Origin of the sequence: Reyranella sp., from assembly GCF_004296935.1 — a bacterium.
In the GTDB taxonomy this organism is placed as follows: domain Bacteria; phylum Pseudomonadota; class Alphaproteobacteria; order Reyranellales; family Reyranellaceae; genus Reyranella.
In genome coordinates this window covers 133990-153401 of record NZ_SCVH01000145.1, presented here as the reverse complement: position 1 = coordinate 153401, position 19412 = coordinate 133990, and the positions used below count along the sequence as shown (strand labels likewise).

General features: G+C 68.2%; 19 protein-coding genes. 9 read left to right on the top strand and 10 right to left on the bottom strand.

The annotated features are described in order from the left end of the window. Positions 1-168 precede the first annotated feature (168 nt). Positions 169-1509 (bottom strand): selenoneine synthase SenA, encoded by a 1341-nt coding sequence (senA, locus tag EPO55_RS20915; RefSeq protein ID WP_296339187.1) that lies wholly within the window; start codon positions 1507-1509, stop codon positions 169-171. Here senA and senB point away from each other — a divergent pair. Continuing rightward, positions 1508-2479, top strand: a complete 972-nt coding sequence (gene senB / locus EPO55_RS20910) for a selenoneine biosynthesis selenosugar synthase SenB (RefSeq protein ID WP_296339186.1) — start codon at positions 1508-1510, stop codon at positions 2477-2479. The two genes, senA and senB, sit on opposite strands and share 2 nt — an antisense overlap. 67 nt (positions 2480-2546) lie before the next feature. Here senB and EPO55_RS20905 read toward each other — a convergent pair whose 3' ends face one another. Together EPO55_RS20905 and EPO55_RS20900 are read right to left on the bottom strand one after the other, a co-directional pair. Continuing rightward, entirely contained in the window at positions 2547-3593 is a 1047-nt protein-coding gene (locus EPO55_RS20905; RefSeq protein WP_296339184.1) for a DMT family transporter, read from the bottom strand. A gap of 70 nt (positions 3594-3663) precedes the next feature. Next, positions 3664-4353: a metalloregulator ArsR/SmtB family transcription factor gene (locus EPO55_RS20900; RefSeq protein WP_296339182.1), complete on the bottom strand. Its 690-nt coding sequence runs from the start codon at positions 4351-4353 to the stop codon at positions 3664-3666. Between the two features lie 68 nt (positions 4354-4421). Between EPO55_RS20900 and EPO55_RS20895 the strand changes: the two genes are divergently transcribed. From EPO55_RS20895 to EPO55_RS20865, 7 genes are all read left to right on the top strand, one after another. Beyond that, positions 4422-5633, top strand: a complete 1212-nt coding sequence (locus EPO55_RS20895; protein WP_296339180.1) for an MFS transporter — start codon at positions 4422-4424, stop codon at positions 5631-5633. An 8-nt stretch (positions 5634-5641) separates the two neighbouring features. Continuing rightward, on the top strand, positions 5642-6460 hold the full coding sequence (locus tag EPO55_RS20890; protein WP_296339178.1) for a sterol desaturase family protein: 819 nt from the start codon (positions 5642-5644) through the stop codon (positions 6458-6460). Then, positions 6457-6810 carry a DsrE family protein gene (locus tag EPO55_RS20885; protein ID WP_296339176.1) on the top strand — a complete coding sequence of 118 codons (354 nt, stop codon included), beginning with the start codon at positions 6457-6459 and terminating at the stop codon, positions 6808-6810. Before EPO55_RS20890 ends, EPO55_RS20885 begins: the two co-directional genes overlap by 4 nt. Further along, positions 6811-7536, top strand: coding sequence for a class I SAM-dependent methyltransferase (locus EPO55_RS20880; protein ID WP_296339174.1), 726 nt, complete (start codon positions 6811-6813; stop codon positions 7534-7536). Between the two features lie 20 nt (positions 7537-7556). Continuing rightward, the gene (locus tag EPO55_RS20875; protein ID WP_296339172.1) at positions 7557-7706 is read left to right on the top strand and encodes a DsrE family protein; all 150 of its coding nucleotides are present in this window, start codon (positions 7557-7559) and stop codon (positions 7704-7706) included. 62 nt (positions 7707-7768) lie between these two features. Then, entirely contained in the window at positions 7769-8866 is a 1098-nt protein-coding gene (locus EPO55_RS20870) for a helix-turn-helix domain-containing protein (protein ID WP_296339170.1), read from the top strand. A gap of 122 nt (positions 8867-8988) precedes the next feature. Next, positions 8989-10263 (top strand): sterol desaturase family protein, encoded by a 1275-nt coding sequence (locus tag EPO55_RS20865; RefSeq protein ID WP_296339168.1) that lies wholly within the window; start codon positions 8989-8991, stop codon positions 10261-10263. Positions 10264-10321: 58 nt separating this feature from the next. On the opposite strand, the gene EPO55_RS20860 is transcribed toward EPO55_RS20865, so the two are convergent. Continuing rightward, positions 10322-11191: an aldose 1-epimerase family protein gene (locus EPO55_RS20860; protein WP_296339166.1), complete on the bottom strand. Its 870-nt coding sequence runs from the start codon at positions 11189-11191 to the stop codon at positions 10322-10324. Between the two features lie 43 nt (positions 11192-11234). On the opposite strand from EPO55_RS20860, the gene EPO55_RS20855 reads away from it, so the two are divergent. Continuing rightward, positions 11235-12203, top strand: coding sequence for a hypothetical protein (locus EPO55_RS20855; RefSeq protein ID WP_296339165.1), 969 nt, complete (start codon positions 11235-11237; stop codon positions 12201-12203). 25 nt (positions 12204-12228) lie between these two features. Here EPO55_RS20855 and nuoB read toward each other — a convergent pair whose 3' ends face one another. From nuoB to hyfB, 6 genes are read right to left on the bottom strand one after another with little or no spacing between them, the layout of a single operon-like run. After that, positions 12229-12753: an NADH-quinone oxidoreductase subunit NuoB gene (gene nuoB / locus EPO55_RS20850; RefSeq protein WP_296339163.1), complete on the bottom strand. Its 525-nt coding sequence runs from the start codon at positions 12751-12753 to the stop codon at positions 12229-12231. Positions 12754-12775: 22 nt separating this feature from the next. Beyond that, positions 12776-14266, bottom strand: coding sequence for an NADH-quinone oxidoreductase subunit C (locus EPO55_RS20845; protein WP_296339162.1), 1491 nt, complete (start codon positions 14264-14266; stop codon positions 12776-12778). Then, positions 14263-15699, bottom strand: a complete 1437-nt coding sequence (locus tag EPO55_RS20840) for a hydrogenase 4 subunit F (RefSeq protein ID WP_296339161.1) — start codon at positions 15697-15699, stop codon at positions 14263-14265. The genes EPO55_RS20845 and EPO55_RS20840 overlap by 4 nt, the downstream gene beginning before the upstream one ends. Then, on the bottom strand, positions 15696-16313 hold the full coding sequence (locus EPO55_RS20835) for a hydrogenase-4 component E (protein ID WP_296339196.1): 618 nt from the start codon (positions 16311-16313) through the stop codon (positions 15696-15698). The genes EPO55_RS20840 and EPO55_RS20835 overlap by 4 nt, the downstream gene beginning before the upstream one ends. Before the next feature lie 38 nt (positions 16314-16351). Next, on the bottom strand, positions 16352-17320 hold the full coding sequence (locus tag EPO55_RS20830; protein ID WP_296339160.1) for an NADH-quinone oxidoreductase subunit H: 969 nt from the start codon (positions 17318-17320) through the stop codon (positions 16352-16354). Continuing rightward, positions 17317-19284 (bottom strand): hydrogenase 4 subunit B, encoded by a 1968-nt coding sequence (gene hyfB, locus EPO55_RS20825; protein WP_296339159.1) that lies wholly within the window; start codon positions 19282-19284, stop codon positions 17317-17319. The genes EPO55_RS20830 and hyfB overlap by 4 nt, the downstream gene beginning before the upstream one ends. Positions 19285-19412: the final 128 nt, after the last annotated feature.

Here is a 19412-nt window from a genome sequence, read left to right as displayed (position 1 = left end):
TGTCTGTCCACGGGTCAGGACCCGCGGCGGCGACCTTGTGCTTCGAGCACGAACCCGCGGGCGGCCGCGGGCAGGTCTTTGCCGGAATGAAAAAGGCCGGCGCACCTGGCGCCAGCCTGCCAGAAAAATAGCCCAAAACCTGCTGAAATGTCAACTTTATGATCAGCCTCAGATGAGCGCGCAGGTGCGGAAGCCGGCCAGGACGTCGTTGCGGTCCGGCGTGAAGAAATTGCGGTAGGCCGGCCGGGCGATGCGCGCGCTGGTCGCCCAGCAACCGCCGCGCAGGACCTTGCGCGTGCCGAACCAGGGTTGCGAATAGTCCTTGTAGGGATCGGCGGCGAAGCCCGCGAAGGGCAGGAAGTCCGACGCCGTCCATTCCCAGACATTGCCGATCATCTGGCGGCAGCCGAAGGCGCTGTCGCCGTCGGCGCAGGCGGCGACATCGACCGGCCCGTCGAAGACATAGTCGAGATTGGCGTGGGCGGGGGTGGGTGATGCATCGCCCCACGGCCAGCGGCGGCGCGCGGCGGCCAGGCGAGCGCCGTTGCCCGCCGGCTCGCCGACGGCGGCCGCTTCCCATTCGGCTTCGCTGGGCAGGCGTCGTCCGGCCCAGCGGCACCACGCCTCGGCCTCGAACCAGGTGACGAACACGACCGGCTGATGCGGCGCCAGCTCCTCGATCGCGCGATAGCGCCGGACCGTCCAGACGCCGTCACGCTTGGGCAGCCAGTAGACGGGGCGCTCAGCGTTGCGGCTCTGCCGCCAGGTCCAGCCGGCGTCGCTCCACAACTCCCGCGTGCCGTAGCCGCCGGCCTCGATGAAGGCCGCAAACTCTGCGTTGGTCACGGCCGCGCGGGCGATGCGGAAAGGCGCCAGCGCCGTTTCGTGCGCCCATTTCTCGTTGTCAAAGACGAAGCCGTCGGCCGCGGTCGATCCCAGCCGCCAGGTCCCGCCCGGCACGGCGACATCGCCCGGCAAGGCTCCCGCCGCCGGACGCCGTGCATCGCCGAGTTCCCGCGGCGCTGCGTAGGAAAGCGTCTGGCGCGAATAGGTCAGCGCCTCGACATGCATATCCTCATGACGCAGCGCCAGCTCGTAGAAATACCGCGCGTCCTCGTCGATCGTGCCGCCGAGCCGATCCTCCTGGCGGGCCAGCACGTCGGCCAGGTAGCCAAAAGTGCCGGCACGGTCCGGCAGGTCGAGCTGCCAGCGCGTGGCATGCGCCACCGCGCTCGAATCCCACAGCCGGTCGCCGCGCTCGATCAGCGGCGCGCGGCCATGGATATGACGCAGCGTCCAGTACTCGTGGAACCAGCCGACGTGGCCGATCTCCCAGAGCACGGGATTGACGATGGCGATCTGCGGTCCCATCAATTCCCGCGATGACAGTTCTTCCGTCAAGCGCCGGGTGCGATGACGGGCCTCGCGCAGTTGCGCCACCAGTTCGACCGCGGACACTCCGCTGGTCGGGCGCCGCTCATGGGCCCGGTCATGAGGGGTATGGTCCATGAGGATCGTCCTTATCACACCCGAGGGTCCGACTTCACGCACCGGCAACCGCGTGGCCGCCTCGCGCTGGGCGCGTATCCTGCGCCGCCTCGGCCATCGCGTGCACCTCGCGGCGGACTATGACGGCCGGCCGGCCGATCTGATGGTCGCCGTCCATGCCTGGCGGAGCGCTGCCGCGATCGAGCGGTTCAAGACAAAGTTCCCCGAGCGACCGGTGGTCCTGCAGCTGAGCGGCACCGACATCTACCAGTACATCGACAGCGATCCTGAGCCGACGCTGCGCTCGATGGAGCTGGCCGACCGGCTGGTGGCGCTGAACGATCTGGCCTGGCGCGCTGTTCCCAAGCGGCTCCGCCCGCGTCTTGGCGTCATCCATCAGTCTGCAGACCGTTTGCCCCGTCCGCGACGGCCCAGCGCACGCGCCGTCGTCGTCTCCGTGATCGGCCATTTGCGCGACGTAAAAGATCCGCTGCGTGCGGCCGAGGCGGCGCGTCTGCTGCCGGCCACGAGCCGTGTGCGCATCGAACAGGTCGGCCGTGCCTATACGCCGGCATGGGCGGTACGCGCAGAGGCCGAGATGAAGACCAACCCGCGCTACTACTGGCACGGCGACGTGCCGCGCGCCGCCGTCCGCCGGCTGCTGGCGCAGAGCCACGCCATGGTGATCTCGTCGCTGAGCGAGGGCGGCGCCAACGTGATTTCGGAGGCGGCCGCAGCCGGCGTGCCGGTGCTGGCCTCGCGCATCGATGGCAATATCGGTCTGCTCGGCGCCGACTATCCCGGCTACTTTCCCGTCGGAGACACCGAGGCGCTTGCCCGACTGCTGCAGAAGCTGGAACGCGAGCCGAGCTTCGCCGCGCGGCTGGGCAAGGCGTTGGCCCGGCGTGCCCCGCTGTTCCGGCCGGCGCGCGAGTTCGCCGCGTGGCGCGGCTTGCTGGCAGAGCTGCTTCGCCGTTTCCCCGAGGGCTGACGTTTGGAAAATGGTTGCGGAGTACCGGTTTCGGCCATCGCCCGCGCCGGTAAGGCCTGGGCATTCGTCAATGTGAATGTCGATGATGACTGTCCGGGGTATGCGCGTGGCTGTGGCTGAGAGGCGTATGTCGATGCCAATGGCTATGAGCCTGAGCCGGATCGGCAATGTCGTCGTGGAGGTGATCGTGATGCTCGTCGTGGGTGTGACGATGCTCGTGGGCAAATGCCGGATGCTCGTGCACATGCTCATGGCGTTCGCTCAAATGCAGCCAAACGCCGAAAGCCATCAGGGCCCCTGCGGCGCAGAGCTGAAGCGTGACGACTTCGCCGAATAGAGGCACCGAGGCTACGGCGCCGATGAAAGGCGCGATCGAAAAATATGCGCCGGTTCGGGCTGTCCCAAGATGGCGCAGGGCGAGCACAAACAGGACGAGACTGACGCCATATCCGAGAAAGCCGGTCACGGCGCCGAGCCCGACGGTCGCGAGCGAGGGCAACGTTCCACCAGCCGCATATCCGATGGCGAGGCTTATCGGCCCCGCGACCAGCCCCTTGATCATCGCTATCTGAACCGGGTCGGCGAGCGCCACCTTGCGCGTGAGATTGTTGTCGAGAGCCCAAGCGAGGCATGCGCCCAGGATGGCCGCAGGGCCGATCAGGTCGTCGAAGGTCGCACCGGGATGCCAGTTCAGGACGACGGCACCGGCCACGATGCTGAGCATTCCCACCGCGATACGGCGATCGAAGTTCTCTCGGAACACGAACCAGGCAAGCAGGGCGGTCAGCACGCCTTCAAGGGTCAACAGAAGCGAAGCCGTAGAGGCTTCTACACGAACAAGGCCCGTCAGCAGAAGAACGGGACCAAGCACGCCGCCGGAAAGAACCGCCGCGGCGAGCCAAGGAAGTTCACGACGGGTCAGTCGCGCCTCGGTCAGGCTTTCGACGCCACGAGCAACCATATGCACGCCAAACAGGCCGACGCCCGCCCCGCAGTAGAGGATGCCTGCGAGCATCCACGGGTCCGACGTTTGGAGAAAGATTTTCGCCACTGGCGCGGAGAGGCCGAAGAGGAGGGCTGAAGCTATTGCGAGTCCGACGGCCGAATAGTTCATCCCAATCACCAAGCCAAATAGCAGGGCCTCTATGCTCGCGGCGGCCGACTGGTCTCCATCGCTTCGTCCTCTACGATGGCAGAAGCGCGCGCCGGTCGCCCTCGGTCGTCATACCGACGGGCAGGCCCGCCGCCTTCCATTCCGGAAAGCCGTCTTCCAGTCGCTTGATATCGTAGCCTTTCGTACGCAATGCGGCGACGGCCTCGAACGACAGCACGCAATAGGGGCCGCGACAGTAGGCCACGATCTGCGTATCCTTCGGCAACTCGGCGAGACGCCGTTCGAGATCGGCGAAGGGGATGTTGAGTGCGCCCGGCAAGTGGCCCAGCGCGAATTCGTCTTCCGGGCGGACGTCGAGCAACACCACGCTGCCGTCGTCGAGCCGCTGCAGCAGGGCCTCGCGCGACACCGGCTCCAGCGAGTCGAGCCGGTCGAAGTAACTCGAGACGATGCCGCGCACCTCGGCACGGCCGTGTTCGGCATAGCGCCTGAGCGCACCCAGCAGCTCGATCACCGGCCCGTCGCCCAGCCGATAGAGCATGCGCTTGCCGTCGCGGCGCGAGCGCACGAAGCCGGCCCGCCGCAGCACCTGCAGGTGCTGCGAGGCGTTGGCCAGGGAGAGGCCGGTGAGCTGGGCCAGGCGCTCGACCGAGCGCTCGCCTTGCGCGGCATGTTCCAGCAATTCCAGCCGGTTTCCCTGACCCAGGACCCGGGCCAGCTCGGCGAATTGCTCGAATATTTCGGTCTTGGGGTTTATCATTCAATCAATAACTTGACTGATTGAATGAATCGAGTCAAGCCATCGACCTTCGCAATGAGGTGACCTTCATGACCGGCCACTCCCGGTTCGGCTCGATGCACCGGCAGGTCCTGCTGCTGGCGACCGCGCAGGCGTTGTTCCAGACGACTTCGGTCCTCGTGATGACCGTCGGCGGCCTGGCCGGCAGCCTGATCGCGCCGTCGCCGCAGCTTGCGACCGCGCCCATCGCGGCGATGTTCCTCGGCACGGCGGTCGCGACCTTTCCGGCGTCGCTCTGGATGGCACGCGTTGGACGCCGCCGCGGCTTCGTCGCCGGCGCCTTGCTCGGCGCATCCGGCGGTGCCTGTGCCGCGCTCGGCCTGTGGCTCGGTTCGCTGGCCCTGCTCTCCTTCGGCACGTTCCTCGTCGGCACCTACCAGGCGTTCGCCCAGTTCTATCGCTTTGCCGCCAGCGAAGTCGCCAACGATTCCTTCCGGGCGCGCGCGATCTCCCTCGTGCTCGCGGGCGGCATCGTGGCGGCGCTGGCCGGCCCGCTGCTCGGCCGGGTCGGCGGCCCGCTGCTGTCGCCCGAGTATGTCGGCTCGTTTCTCCTGCTCGCGATCGTCTCGCTGCTCGCTGCCGGCCTGTTGCTCGGCCTACGTATCCCGGCGCCGAAAGCAGAGACGGGCCCCGCCGCCGCGGGCCGGCCGTGGGGAGCCATCGTCTCGCAGCCCGCCTACCTCGTGGCCCTGTTCGGCGCGGCGACAGGCTACGGCGTCATGATCCTCGCCATGACGGCGACGCCGATCGCGATGCTCCACCACGATCACGGGCTCGCGGCGGCCACGACGGTGATCCAGCTCCACGTGCTGGGCATGTTCCTGCCGTCCTTCTTCACCGGCTCGCTGATTGCCCGCCTGGGCGTGCTGCGCGTCATGCTGGCCGGTGTCGCGTTGCTGGCCGGCCATGTCCTCATGACGCTGACCGGAACGGCGTTCGAATCGTTTGCCGGCGCGCTGGTGATGCTGGGTGTCGGCTGGAACTTCCTCTACATCGGCGGCACGACCCTGCTGACGACGACCTACACGGCGGCCGAAAAGGGCCGCGCCCAGGCGACCAACGACATGAGCATCTTTGCCGTCGGCCTCGCCTGCTCGCTGGGCGCCGCGGCGCTCCTGCAGGCGTTCGGCTGGCAGACGCTCAATCTCCTGCTGCTGCCGTGGCTCGCTGTGGCGGCGCTGGCGCTGCTGTGGCTGGGTTGGCGGCGGCGCGCAGGCCTCGCCGCGGCGCTCGCCGACTGAGGCATGAGATGTCGAACGAACCCGTCATCCGCGTCGCCTTCTTTCTTGCGGTCTTCGTCGTCGTCGCGGCCTGGGAGGCGATGGCGCCCCGCCGGGCGCGGCAGCTTTCGCGCCGGGCGCGCTGGCCGGCCAATCTCGGCATCGTGGCGCTCAACACGGCGCTGGTGCGCCTGCTGCTGCCGACCACCGCCGTCGCCTTCGCGCTGCTGGGCGAGCAGCGCGGCTGGGGGCTGCTTAACATCATCGACTTGCCGCGCGGGGCGGCCGTCATCCTGGCCGTCCTCGCCCTCGACCTCGCGATCTACCTGCAGCACGTGCTGTTCCATGCCGTCCCGCTGCTGTGGCGGCTGCACCGCATGCATCACGCCGACCTCGACATCGACGTCACCACCGGCGCCCGCTTCCACCCGATCGAGATCGCGGCCTCGATGGTCCTCAAGCTGGCCGCCATCGCAGCTCTTGGTGCTTCCGCCGAGGCCGTGCTGATCTTCGAGATCCTTCTCAACGCGACCGCGATGTTCAACCACGCCAACCTCCGTCTGCCGGCGGGCCTCGATCGCGTGCTCCGGTGGTTCGTCGTCACGCCCGACATGCACCGCGTCCACCATTCGATCGTGCGGCAGGAGACCAACAGCAACTTCGGCTTCAACATGCCGTGGTGGGACCGCCTGTTCGGCACCTATCGCGCCCAGCCGGCGGCCGGGCACGAGGCCATGACGATCGGCATCGACCAGTTCCGCGCGCCCGGCGAGCAGCGGCTCGACCGGATGTTGACCCAGCCGTTTCGCGACGATGTGCCGGCGACAGGCAAGGGAATCACGATATGAAGTCTCTCATCATCCTCAACGATCCGCCGTACGGGACGGAGCGCAGCTACAACGGCCTGCGCCTCGCCCACGCCCTGCAGAAGAACGATGCGCAGGCCGAGGTCACGGTGTTCCTGATGGCCGATGCGGTGCTGTGCGCCAAGGCCGGGCAGAAGACGCCGGACGGCTTCTACAACATCGAGCGCATGCTCCGGCGCGTGGTGCTCGGCAAGGGGACGGTGCTGCTCTGCGGCACCTGCATGGACGCGCGCGGCCTGGCTGAGGCCGAGATCGCCCCCGGGGCGCGGCGCAGCACCATGGATGAGCTGGCCGCGGCGACAATCGCGGCCGATAAAGTGCTCGTCTTCTGAATGACACGCGCGGCTCCACCGACGCCGACACGGATTGATCCTGCGACCTATGACGCCTGGCGTCGGACGCCGCTCGGCGCCCTGACCGAACGAATTGAGCAGGGGCTGGTGTTCGAGAGCGCCGGCCGCCTCGATGGCCTGCGCGTGCTCGACGTGGGCTCGGGCGACGGGGCGTTCGCCGCCGAGGCGGCGCGACGCGGCGCCGTGGTAACCGGAATCGACCCCGATCCAGCCATGCGCGCTGCAGCAGCCACTCGGGCACACGCGCTGGGCGTCGATCTTCGATTGGGCGACGGCCGCGCCGAGCAGCTGCCGTTTGCCGACGAGAGCTTTGACATAGTGTTCGCGGTCACCGTGCTGTGCTTCGTCGCCGACGCAGATGCGGCAATCCGCGAAATGGCCCGCGTGCTGCGGCCGGGCGGTCGCCTGGTCCTGGGCGAGCTCAATCGCTGGAGTTCGTGGGCCGCTCTGCGCTGGGCCAAGGGGCTGGCGGGAAACCGTACCTGGCGCAGCGCTCGCTTCCGGACGGCCTCACAATTGCGGCGATCGATGGCCGCCGCCGGGCTCTCGGTCGTGTCGGTCGATGGAGCGGTCTTCTATCCGCAACTTGCCACCGTCGCGCGCCTTATGGCGCCATGGGATCGTTGGTTGGGACGACGCACGACGTTCGGCGCCGCTTTCGTGGTGGTCGGTGCGCTCAAAGCGAGTTCGATGACCTTCCGCTGAACTTCCATCACCGGCGCGTCGTGCTCGGCAAAGGGACGGTGCTGCTGTGTGGCACCTGCATGGATGCACGCGGCCTGGCCGAGGCCGAGATCGTCCCCGGCACACGGTGCAGCACGATGGACGGGCTGGCCGCCGCAACGATCGTGGCCGACAAGATGCTCGTCTTCTGAACAATGCCGCCGCGCCGCGCGGGACCACCGCCGCACGGCCAGGGTGGCGCGGCGGCGGCAAAATGCTAAGCACGCTGCCAATCATGGGCGGCACGGGCTTCCTCGTCACTCTCGACATCGCGCTGCGCGGCGGCGCCATTGCACTGCTGCTGATCGTTGCCATCGCCACCCTGCGGCGCGGCCGCGGCCGGCCGGCGGCGTGGCTCGGCGCCCTGCTGGCGGTGGGCGCTGCCGCCTACATGATCTGCTCGTCGCCGGGACCACATGGCGATCCCCCGCTCTGGTTCGCGCCGGTGCTGGTCTTGTGCACCGGCAATGCCGCCGTCTTCTGGCTGTTCGCGCGCGCCCTGTTCGACGATTCCTTCCAGCTAAAACCCTGGCATGCGCTGGTCTGGCTCGGCCTGGCCGTCTGGCCCGTGGCCCACCTGTTCGGCGCCGGCATCACGACGCATTGGCTGGTCGGCGTGGCGGTGCGCGTCGCGGTGATCGTGCTCGCGGTGCTGGCGCTGGTCCAGACGGTGCGCGGCTGGGGCAGCGACCTTGTCGAGGGACGGCGGCGCCTGCGCCTGTTCATCCTGATCGCCGTGGCGCTCCACATCGCCGTCACCGTCACGGTCGAGCTCGCCTTCGGCCACGACCACGTGCCCATGGGATTGCATGTGCTCAACTCGGCGGCATTGGCGGCGATCGCCGCCATCATCGCCGTCCTGCTGCTGCAGGCCGACCTCGACTCCGTGCTGCCGGCCCCCGCCGTCGCGGAGGCGGTGGCGCCCGGAGCCGCGCCCGCGGAGGACGAGCCGGTCGACCCCGGCCTGCTGGCCACCCTCGAGCGGCTGATGGCGGTCGACCGGCTCTACCGGCAGGAAGGCCTCACCATCGGCGTCCTGGCGGGCAAGCTCGGCCTGCCGGAGTACCGGCTGCGGCGCGCCATCAACCGCGGCCTGGGCTACCGGAACTTCAACGAGTACCTGAACCGCCACCGGCTGGCCGACGCCAAGCAGGCGCTGGCCGATCCCAGCCAGGCCGAGGTCCCGATCCTCACCATCGCCCTCGATTCGGGCTTCCAGTCGCTGGGGCCCTTCAACCGGGCCTTCAAGACCGACACCGGCGTCACCCCGACGGAGTACCGCCGGACGGCAACGGGCCGCAACGGCGCCTGATTCCTCGCCGATTCCGGAAACGGCGAGCCGTTTTCCAAGGATACCGGCCGATTTTCACCTTCGGCGCGATCCGGCCGCCGCATCCCCCTAGGCATTGGGCACGCCTGCTGGAGGGGCGACCGATGAACGAAGCAATGCAAGTCTACCTGTCTGCCTGGCCCACGGTCTGGGCCATGGATACCGCCCGCTATCTCGTGGCCGCCACGCTGATGGCCACGATCCTGGCCCTGTTCTGGAAGGCGGGGCTCGCCCGCCGCAAGCTGCAGGCCCGCGACCCCGCCACAGGCCAAAGGCGGCGTGAGTTCCTGGCTTCGCTGCACACCGCCCTCATCTTCTCGCTGATCGGCACGATCGTCGCGGTCGGCGACCATCAGGGCTGGATCACGATCTACGAGGGTTTTGGCCAGGCCGGACCGCTCTATCTCGTGGGCTCGCTGGCCCTGATGCTGGTGGCCCACGACACCTACTTCTACTGGGTCCATCGCGCGATGCATCACCGCCGCCTGTTCGCGCTGTTCCATCGCACGCACCATCTGTCGCGCACGCCGACGCCGTGGGCGGCCTATTCCTTCGCCGTCCCCGAAGCCGTCGTGCAGGCCGCCTTCGTGCCGCTGTTCCTCCTCGTCGTGCCGATGCATGGCCTCGGCCTGCTCGCCTTCGGCATCGTGCAGATCCTGCGCAACGTCATGGGACATGCCGGCGCCGAGGTGCATTCCGCCGCCTTCGGGCCGGGCCGGTGGCTGGGCTGGAACAACACCACGACCCATCACGATCTCCATCACGAGGCAGGGCGCTACAACTACGGCCTCTACTTCCGCTGGTGGGACAAGCTCATGGGCACCGAGCATCCCGACTATTGCGCCAGGTTCGAGGCGATCATCGCGCCCGAGGCAAAGACCACGTCGCCCGCGATCGCCGGCCGTTTCCTCGTGCGGACGGTTGCCGCGCTCCTGCTGGCCGGCGGGCTGATCGTCGCGGCCGAACCCGTGCGGGCCAATGACGGTACGAGCGGGGGTCCGGTCGGGCGCTGGGTGACACCCGGCGCCTCTGCCGTCGTCGAACTCGCGCCCTGCACGGACACATCAGGTCTCTGCGGCACGATCCGCTGGCTGTGGGACGCCACCGACGACAAGGGCCGGCCGCGCCTCGACGCCCAGAACGCCGACACCGGCTTGCGCGCAAGACCGCTGGTCGGGCTGTCGATCCTTTCCGGGCTGACACGGTCGTCGAAAGGCGGCTGGGAGGGTCGCATCTACAACCCCGAAGACGGTCAGACCTACCGCGCGACCGTCCGCCAGACCGCCGCCGATACGCTGGCGATCGAAGGCTGCGTGCTGTTCATCTGCCAGAAGCAGGTGTGGCGGAGCGCATCGGCGCTCGTGGCAGCGTTGCGCTGAGAAGCCCCGGTGTCGTCCCGAACGAAGTGAGGGATCTTTCCCGTAAGCGAAAGATCCCTCACTTCGTTCGGGACGACACACTAATCGACATCCCGAAGCTCTCCGTTGCGCCCGGCATGATCGCGACCATGCCGGGCTTGTCGGCGAGCTCGCCGTCGAAGCCCTCGGGGCTGGCATGGCCCTGCCACGGTTCGATGCAGACGAAGCCCGCCCCGGGCTTCGTCCAGATGCCGAGATGGGGCATGCGCGGGAACGACACGCGCAAGGCATCGCCATAAATGAGGCTGCGGCTGGCGAGCGTGTCGAAGACGAGGGCGCCGTCCTCGAACAGGCTGTCGTGCAATACCAGGCGACGCCCGCGCACCGGCGTCGGATACTGCGCCGAACTCAGCAAACCGTCGACGGGTCGACGAATTGGCGCGGGCTCGTCGTGTTCGAAGACGATCTCGTGTGCCGCGCGCAGCCGTCCGTAGGGCAGCGGCCAGCGCAGGGCCGGGTGGAAGCCGAACGAGGCCGGCATGAGGCCATCGCCGCAGTTCGTCACCTCGGCCGTCATGTGCAGTGCCCCGCCTTCGATCGCGTAGGTGACGTCGAGGCGGAACTCGAACGGATAGTGCCGCCGCGTCGCCTCGCTCGCCTCGAGCCGCCACATGCAACGCGCGGCCTCGGACGAAACCAGGGCAAATGTCGAGGTGCGGGCAAAGCCGTGGCGCCCGATCTCGTACGGAGCGCCCGCAACCCTGATCCGGTTGCCCTTCGCCTCGCCGACGATCGGGAACAGGAGCGGCGAACGGCCGGTCCAGAAGGCGGGATCGCCGTCCCACAGGAGGTCCAATCCGTCGCGGTCCTGCAAACGTACAAGCTCAGCGCCCACGGCCGAGATCTGGGCGCTGAGCAGGGAGTCGGAGATCGCAACGGTGTCGGCCATGCGGCATCATGGTCGGCAATGCTTGCGCCGTGAAGGGAGAGCCATGAAACAACCCAGTACCGGCTGGCGTGAACAGATCGCGCCGGACGAAGAAGCCCATCTCGCGCGCGTCGCCGAGGTCATGGCCGAGCTGCAGCGCGCCAAGTCGAAGAAGTTCGGCCCGGGCCGCGCGCTCCACCGCAAACAACTCCTGGCCGCGACCGGCACGCTCGAGGTCCTGGCCGGCCTGCCGGACCACGCCCGCCATGGCCTGTTCGCGACACCGGGCCAACATCGCGTGCTGGTGCGGCTGTCCAGTGGTGGCCCGGACGTGCAATCCAACAGGCTGCCCGATATCCGCGGCTTCGCGCTCAAGGTGCTCGATGTCTCCGGCGAAAGCGCGCTGGGGGGCACGACCGACCATCAGGATTTCCTGATGATCAACCAGGACCGCGCGCCGGGGCCAAACAGCCGCGAGTTCATCGACTTCATGGAGGCGGCGACGCCGGGACCGCTGCCGGGGATCCTTCATCTCTTCAAGGCCTATGGACCCGTGGGCGCCTTCGCCCGCCTGCGCGATCTGTTCGCCATGCTGGGCCGGAAGTTCAGCGGCTTCGCCGCCGAAAGATTCAACACCGTGGCGCCGCTGCAATGCGGCCCCTATGCCGTGCGCGTGCGCCTGAAGCCCGCCGGCAGCCCGCCGCCGCAGGCGCGGTCGAAGGATATCGCCCAGGACATGCGCGAGCGGCTGGCGGTGGGTTCGCTGCACTGGGACCTGGAGCTGCAGTTCTTCGTCGACGAGGCGACGACGCCGATCGAGGACGCCTCGAAGCCGTGGCCGGATGCCGAGACGCCGATCGTCACCGTGGCGCGCCTCACCCTGCCGCAGCAGGGCATCGACGCGGCCGCCGCCAAGGCCGAAGCCGCCAGGTTCGATCCCTGGAGCGGGCTCGCGGCCCACCGGCCGCTGGGTGAGGTCATGCGGGCGCGCAAGGTGGCCTACCTGGCAAGCCAGAAAGGCCGAGGGGCCTGAGCGGCCGCGGGCGGCCGTCTCCCGATCAGGGGCCCGGCGCCCGCGCCTCGATCAAGGCCAGCAGGCCCTTCACGATCTCGAGCGGCGCCGGCGGGCAGCCGGGCACGTGCAGATCGACCGGCAGGACATCGGCCAGCGGGCCGACCACGGCCGGTGAGCCCGCGAAGACGCCGCAATTGGCCGCGCAGTCGCCCAGTGCCACCACCCACTTGGGCTCGGGCGCCGCATTGTAGGTGCGCAGCAAGGCTTCGCGCATGTTCCAGGTGACGGGACCGGTGACCAGCAGGACGTCGGCGTGGCGCGGCGAGGCCACGAATTTGAGACCGAAGCGCTCGATGTCGTAGACCGGGTTGTTGAGCGCGTTGATCTCGAGTTCGCAGCCGTTGCACGAGCCCGCATCGATCTCGCGGATCGACAGCGAGCGGCCCAGCCGCTGGCGGGCGCGCTCGCCCAGCGCCCGCGCCACTTCCTCGAGAGCCGCCGTGCCCGCCGCAGGCGGTGCGATCGTGGCCTTTCCCTTGAGCAGGGCGTCGATCAGGAACGATCTCATCGCCGCAATCTCATCGGGGGCCTCACAGATCGTGTCCTGAGTAGGAGCAGTTGAACGACTTGTTGCAGAGCGGGAAGTCGGCAACGATGTTGCCCTCGACGGCGGCCTCCAGCAGCGGCCACTGGAACCAGCTGGCGTCGCGCGCATGCACGCGGGCGAGCCGCCCATCCGCCGCGATCCTCACACTCATGAACACGTCGCCACGGAAGGCCTCGACCAGGGCCGCACCTTCACCCGCAACGGGTGGCGGACCGTCGCTTCGGATGTCGCCGGGCGCCAGCCGGTCGAGCATCAGGCCCACGATCTTGAGGCTTTCGACGATCTCGTCCATGCGCACCAGCAGCCGCCCATCGACGTCGCTCGTGGTCCGCGTCTTGAGGTCCAAGGGCAGCTGATCGTAGGGCGCATAGGGGAAGTTCTTGCGGGCATCGAAGGCGCGCCCGGCCGCACGGCCGACGAAGCCACCAGCGGCATATTGGCGGACGAGGTCGGCCGAGACGATCCCGGTGGTGACCGTGCGATCCTGCAGCGACGGCATCGAATCGTAGACCCGCAGGACTTCTGCGCGGGTCTCCTCGATCCGCGCCAGAAGGCCGCGAATCCGCCCGGCACCGTCGGCCGACAGGTCGGCCACCACGCCGCCCGGCACGATACGGTCCATCATCAGGCGATGACCGAAGCAGGCATCGGCGACGGCCAGCATGTCCTCGCGCTGCAGGGTGCAGCGGGCATTGATCGTCAGCACGCTGGCGTCGTTGCAGATCGCACCGACATCGTTGATATGGTGCGAAAGCCGCTCCAGTTCCGCCATGATGCCGCGCAACAGCACTGCCCGCGGCGGCACGGTCCAACCCAGCGCCGACTCGATCGCGCGGGCATAGGCCCAGGCATAGGCGACCGTGCTGTCGCCCGAGATACGGCCGACGATCCCGGCACCACGTGCGATGTCGGCGCCGGTGAGCAGGCCCTCGACGCCCTTGTGCACGTAGCCCAGCCGCTCCTCCAGCCTCACCACCGTCTCGCCGTTGGCGATGAAGCGGAAATGGCCCGGTTCGATGATGCCGGCATGAACCGGTCCGACCGCGATCTGATGCAGCCCCTCGCCTTCGGCCGTCAGGAATTCGTAGCGCGCATCGCTTTGGCGGCCCGGCCAGCGACCGTGGTCGAGCCAGGGTCGCGAATCGGGCAGACCGACCGGGCGAACGCCATGGAGGTCACGCATCGCGCGCTCCAGGCGCATCGCCGGCGCGTGATGGGCGGCAACCGAGGGATAGGCGCCGGCCTCCGTCCTCAGGGAGACGATGGCGCGCAGGCCCTCGCCTCCCAGGGCCATGCGCATCCAGCCTCCATCGACCCCACCGTCGGCCCACAGCGCACTGAGATCATGCGCCCCTGCGGCACAGCCCTGCGCCAGCGCCGTCCAGACGTCGGCATCGACATCCAGTCGCACGTAGCCGTCGGTGCCGGCATGACGGCCCACGACGAGTTCGGCCAGGGGGCCGGCCGCGCTCATCCGAGCAGCTCCGCGGCCCGCTGGAACCAGGCAACCAGCACCGGTGGCAGGTAGATGCCCGCCGTGAGCACCAGGAGCAGGTGCAGCACCAGGGGTACCGACGAGGCGTCGACGCGATGGGCCGGCCCCACCGGCTCGCCGAAAATCGTGTCCTGCAGGCGCATCAGCAGAGCGCCAAAGCCGACCAGCAGGCCGAAGGCGGGCAGCAGGGCAAGCCATGGGTCGCGCGCGAAGGTCGTGGTCAGGATCAGGAACTCGCTGGTGAACACCCCGAACGGCGGCAGGCCCGAGATGGCGAAGACCGCCAGGGCGAACGCGACCGCGAGGCGCGGGTGGGTGACGCTCAGCCCCTTGATGTCGGCGATGCGCTGCGAGCCCTTGGCCTGGGCAATGTGGCCGACGGCGAAGAAAATGCCGGACTTGGTGAGGCTGTGCATCGTCATGTGCAGCAGGCCGGCGAAGTTGGCGAGCGGCCCGCCCATGCCGAAGGCGAACACCATCAGGCCCATGTGCTCGATCGACGAATAGGCGAACAGCCGTTTGATGTCGCGCCTCTGGTACAGCATGAAGGCGGCGAAGATCAGGGACACCAACCCCATCACGATCATGATCGGGCCGGGATCGAGCGCCGCCGGCTGGCCGGCCACGACCATCTTGAACCTGAGCAGGGCATAGAGTGCCACGTTCAGCAGCAGGCCCGACAGCACGGCCGAAATCGGCGTCGGACCCTCGGCGTGGGCATCCGGCAGCCAGGCGTGCAGCGGCGCCAATCCGACCTTGGTGCCGTAGCCGATCAGCAGAAAGATGAAGGCGAGATCGAGGATCGCCGGATCCATGCGCGAGGCGGCCGCCTGCAGAAGGTTCCAGGTCATCGCCGGCACGCCCTCGCCCAGCACCGGCTGGCCCGCGAGGTAGATCAGGATGGTGCCGAAGAAAGCGAGCGATATGCCGACGCTGGCCAGGATGAAGTATTTCCACGCCGCCTCGATCGCCTGCGGCGTGCGGTAGAGCCCGACCATCACCACGGTTATCAGCGTTGCCAGCTCCAGCCCCACCCACATCAGGCCGATGTTGTTGGCGACCAGGGCGAGGTTCATCGAACCCATCATCGCCTGGAACATGGCGTGGTAGAATCGCAGCAGGTTCGGCGTGAGCCGGCCGGTCTCGATCTCATGGCCGATGTAGGAGGCGCTGAACAAGGCGGTCGTGAAGCCGACCAGCGTATTGATGACGATGAAGACGATGTTGAACTCATCGACGATGGCATAGTCGCTGACGACGCGCTCGCTCACCATCAGCCACAGACCGGCACCGAAGGTAAGAGCGGATGCCGCCACGTTGGCGATCGCACCCAACCGGTAGCCCGGAATCACCAGGAGCACGAGTGCGGCAACGTAGGGCGCGGCGACGACGACCTGGTAGGCGTGGATCATCGGCGGTCCCCGCGCATGCGGTCGAGCGCCTCGATGTCGATCGTATCGAACCGCTCGCGGATGCGGAATACGAAGACCGCGAACACGAACAGCGCGATCAGCACCGAGAAGGCGACGCTGACCTCGACGACGAGCGGCATGCCGCGGGCGCCGGTCGCGGCAAGGATCAGGCCGTTCTCCATCGACATGAATCCGACGATCTGGGTGACCGCGTTGCGTCGCACGATCATCATCAGGAAGCCCAAGAGTATGATCGCAAGCGCCAGCGCCAGTTCCTCGCGCGCGTGGCTGGCCGTGCCGTGCGTGACCTTGAAGAGCAGGGCCTGGGCGAGGCCCGTCAGGGCGAGGCCCACCATCAGCGCGACGCCGACGCCCACGACCTTCTCGACCTCACGATGGATGCCGAGCCGCGCCACGGTGCGGTGGAGCGCGACGGGGATCACGATGCCTTTCAGCGTCAGGGCGATCAGGGCGGTGATGAACAGGTCCGGCCGCCCCTGCGACCATGCCGCCCAGGCGACAGCGAGCGCCAGGGCAATCGACTGCGCGGCAAAGGTGTTGAGCACCGCGGCGACGCGCTGCTGGTAGAGCAGGGCGAAGCTGGTCACCAGCATGACGCCGGCCAGCAGGTGGGAAATCTCGTAGGCGTGATTCACTCGAACGCCCCGCGCGACAGGAACGCCAGGAGAATGGCGAGAAAGCCGAAGACGAAGGCAATGCCGACGAAATCGGGCAGGCGGAAGACGCGCATCTTGGCGATGCTGACCTCCCACACGCCCAGCAGCGCCGCGCCCGCCAGCAGCTTGGCACTCCAGGCCAGCAGCCCGATCGCCCAGCCGCCGACGCCCGCGTTCGCCGGCGCCATGCCGAAGGGTGCGAACAGGCAGATCAGCAGCGACAGGTAGAGCACCAGCTTGAGGTAGCTCGCCGCCTCGATCAGGGCGAGGTGCCGGCCGGAGTATTCGAGGATCATGGCCTCGTGGACCATGGTGAGTTCCAGATGGGTCACCGGATTGTCGACCGGGATCCGCGCGTTTTCGGCAAGTGCCACGATGATCAGCGCCACCAACGACAATCCCAGCGACACCCGTACGGCAAGCGGCTCGGCGATGAAGAAGTCGGCGACCCCGGCCAGCCTCGTCGTGCCGGCGGCGATGGCGAGGGTGAGCACGATCAGCATCATCGCGGGCTCGGCCAGCGTGGCGATCATCATCTCGCGCGAGGAGCCGATGCCGCCGAAACTGGTGCCGACGTCCATGCCGGCCAGCGCCAGCAGGGCGCGCGCCGCCCCCAGCAACGCAACCAGCGCCACGACGTCGGCCGCCCAGTTGAACATCAGGCCCGACGCGAAGCTCGGCACGAGGGCTGCCGCCACCCAGGTGAGGGCAAAGATCAACGAAGGCGCGGACCGGAACAGCCAGGACGCGTTCTCGGCGATCACCGATTCCTTGCGCAAGAGCTTGGCGAGGTCGCGGTAGCCCTGCAGCAGCGGGGCACCCTGCCGGCGCATCAACCGCGCCTTGACCCGGCGCACCACGCCGACGGCGAGCGGCGCGATCAGCAGCACCATGAACATCTGGGCGCCTTGCGCCAGGAACTGTACGAGCAGATCGCCGGTCATATCGCCACAACCGCGATCGACAGCAGGATGACGAGGGCCGCGAACATCAACACGAGGTAGCGCCGGATGGACAGGAACTGCAGCGCGTTCAAACGTTCCGAGAGCCTGAGCACGGCGCGGCTGGGCGCCGCATACAGGACACGCCACGCGTAGTCGACCAGGACGACCGAGAATTGCGCCGGACGGGCATCGCCGGGGGCCGGCATCACGACCGTCTCCCGGGCGGCAAAGACCACGGCGCCATAAACACGGCGCAACGGCTGGGCAAAGCTCGAGGCGGTGTACTGGGTCGCCGGCGACGGATCGGGAAAGCCGCAGTCCCACGCCGGTCCAAGGCGGGTGCGACGCGCCGACAGACGGTGGACGACGAGCAGGGTCGTGAGCGAGGCGATCGCGACGAAGAAAGCGATGACCGGAGCATCGTAGATGCTGCGTTCCGGATCGAAAGCGATTAGCGAGAACGCCGTGGGACCACTGCCCGAATTGGGCAGCACGCTGTCGACGAGGTCACGCAGGACCGGCGCGATCATCGCGGCGAGCACGCTGCCGAACAGCCCACCCGCGATGCACAGAAGCGCAAGCCCGCCCATGGCGATCTGCTGCGCCATGGGAACCTCGTGCGCCCGCGCCGCCTCGACGCTGCGGGGCCGGCCGAGAAACGCAATGCCATAGACGCGCACGAAGCAGGCTGCCGCCAGCGCCGCCGCCAGCGCCAGCATGGCGCCGATCGCCGGCGAGGCGAAATGCAGCGCGGCCTGCGGCAGGGCGGGCGCCGCGATGACGGCCTGGAACAGCAGCCATTCCGACACGAAGCCGTTGAGCGGCGGCAGCGCCGAGATGGCGAGCGCCCCCACGAGAAAGAACGCGGCCGTGCGCGGCATGCGATGGATGAGCCCACCCAACCCTTCGAGATCGCGCCGGCCGGTGGCATGCAGCACGGCGCCGGCGCCCAGGAACAGCAGCGACTTGAACCACGAGTGATTGAGCACATGCAGCAGCGCCGCCGCCATCGCCACGGCCGCTGCGGCTTCCTGGCCGTTGGCGCGAAAGGCGAGGGCAAGACCCAGCGCCACGAAGATGACGCCGACGTTCTCGATCGTCGAATAGGCGAGCACGCGCTTGAGATCCCGGTCGAATACGGCATAGAGCAGCCCCAGCACCGCCGTCACCGCGCCGAGCACGATCGGCGGCAGCGCCCACCACCATGCCGGCGGGCCCAGCAGGTCGAAGGCGATGCGGACGAAGCCATAGATGGCGACCTTTGTCATGACGCCGCTCATCAGCGCCGACACGTGGCTGGGCGCCGCCGGGTGGGCGAGCGGCAGCCAGGCGTGAAGGGGAATGAGCCCGCCCTTCGATCCGCAGCCGACCAGGCCGGCGGCCAGCACCAGGGCGGCGACCAGCGGTCCGGGCGGATGGGCCCGGATCGTATCGAAGCCATAGCCACCCGCCGGCCCGGCGAGTCCACCGAAGGCGAACAGCAGCGCCGACGTGCCGATGGCCGCCATGATCAGGTAGAGATAACCCGCTCGCCGGCTTTCCGGATCGGTGTGACGGGCCACCACCAACGCCCAGGACGCCAGCGACATCAACTCCCAGGAGAACAGGAAGGCGTAGGCGTCGTCGGCGATCAGGACGAGATTCATCGCCGCGGCAAAGAGCGGGAACAGAGGCTCGACGCGCGGCGTCAGTTCCTTGGCGCGGTCGAGGCCCATCCCGTAGACGCTGGCGGCCAGCACGCCGCCGTTGATCACAATGCCGAAGAAGGCCGACAGAGCGTCCAGACGCAGATGAAGGCCGACGCCCGGCAAACCGATCGGCAGCCGCGCCACCCATTCGCCGCCGCCCAGCAGTGCGTGCAGATCGACAGCCCCCAGCGCAAAGGCCGCCAGCGCGCTGAGCGGATAGACGAAAGCCAACGCCGGACCACGGACCAACGTCGCGACAGCCGCGGCGACAGCCAATGCCCCTAACGCGGCGCCTGACACATACAGTTCCGGCACGGCTGCCTGATACCCCATCTTAGAATTACATTATTACTAGATTTTTGTGTTTAATCTAGCGTCGTTACATCCCTAGGTCGTCGGCCGCT

Coding starts and splice junctions, on each gene's coding strand:
- EPO55_RS20840 (WP_296339161.1), bottom strand. CDS start 15,699: ATGATCCACGCCTACCAGGTCGTCGTCGCCGCGCCCTACGTTGCCGCA.
- EPO55_RS20895 (WP_296339180.1), top strand. CDS start 4,422: ATGACCGGCCACTCCCGGTTCGGCTCGATGCACCGGCAGGTCCTGCTG.
- EPO55_RS20900 (WP_296339182.1), bottom strand. CDS start 4,353: ATGATAAACCCCAAGACCGAAATATTCGAGCAATTCGCCGAGCTGGCC.
- EPO55_RS20855 (WP_296339165.1), top strand. CDS start 11,235: ATGAAACAACCCAGTACCGGCTGGCGTGAACAGATCGCGCCGGACGAA.
- EPO55_RS20870 (WP_296339170.1), top strand. CDS start 7,769: ATGCTAAGCACGCTGCCAATCATGGGCGGCACGGGCTTCCTCGTCACT.
- EPO55_RS20845 (WP_296339162.1), bottom strand. CDS start 14,266: ATGAGCGCGGCCGGCCCCCTGGCCGAACTCGTCGTGGGCCGTCATGCC.
- EPO55_RS20885 (WP_296339176.1), top strand. CDS start 6,457: ATGAAGTCTCTCATCATCCTCAACGATCCGCCGTACGGGACGGAGCGC.
- EPO55_RS20905 (WP_296339184.1), bottom strand. CDS start 3,593: ATGAACTATTCGGCCGTCGGACTCGCAATAGCTTCAGCCCTCCTCTTC.
- EPO55_RS20830 (WP_296339160.1), bottom strand. CDS start 17,320: ATGACCGGCGATCTGCTCGTACAGTTCCTGGCGCAAGGCGCCCAGATG.
- EPO55_RS20865 (WP_296339168.1), top strand. CDS start 8,989: ATGAACGAAGCAATGCAAGTCTACCTGTCTGCCTGGCCCACGGTCTGG.
- nuoB (WP_296339163.1), bottom strand. CDS start 12,753: ATGAGATCGTTCCTGATCGACGCCCTGCTCAAGGGAAAGGCCACGATC.
- EPO55_RS20890 (WP_296339178.1), top strand. CDS start 5,642: ATGTCGAACGAACCCGTCATCCGCGTCGCCTTCTTTCTTGCGGTCTTC.
- senB (WP_296339186.1), top strand. CDS start 1,508: ATGAGGATCGTCCTTATCACACCCGAGGGTCCGACTTCACGCACCGGC.
- EPO55_RS20860 (WP_296339166.1), bottom strand. CDS start 11,191: ATGGCCGACACCGTTGCGATCTCCGACTCCCTGCTCAGCGCCCAGATC.
- EPO55_RS20880 (WP_296339174.1), top strand. CDS start 6,811: ATGACACGCGCGGCTCCACCGACGCCGACACGGATTGATCCTGCGACC.
- senA (WP_296339187.1), bottom strand. CDS start 1,509: ATGGACCATACCCCTCATGACCGGGCCCATGAGCGGCGCCCGACCAGC.
- EPO55_RS20835 (WP_296339196.1), bottom strand. CDS start 16,313: ATGCTGGTGACCAGCTTCGCCCTGCTCTACCAGCAGCGCGTCGCCGCG.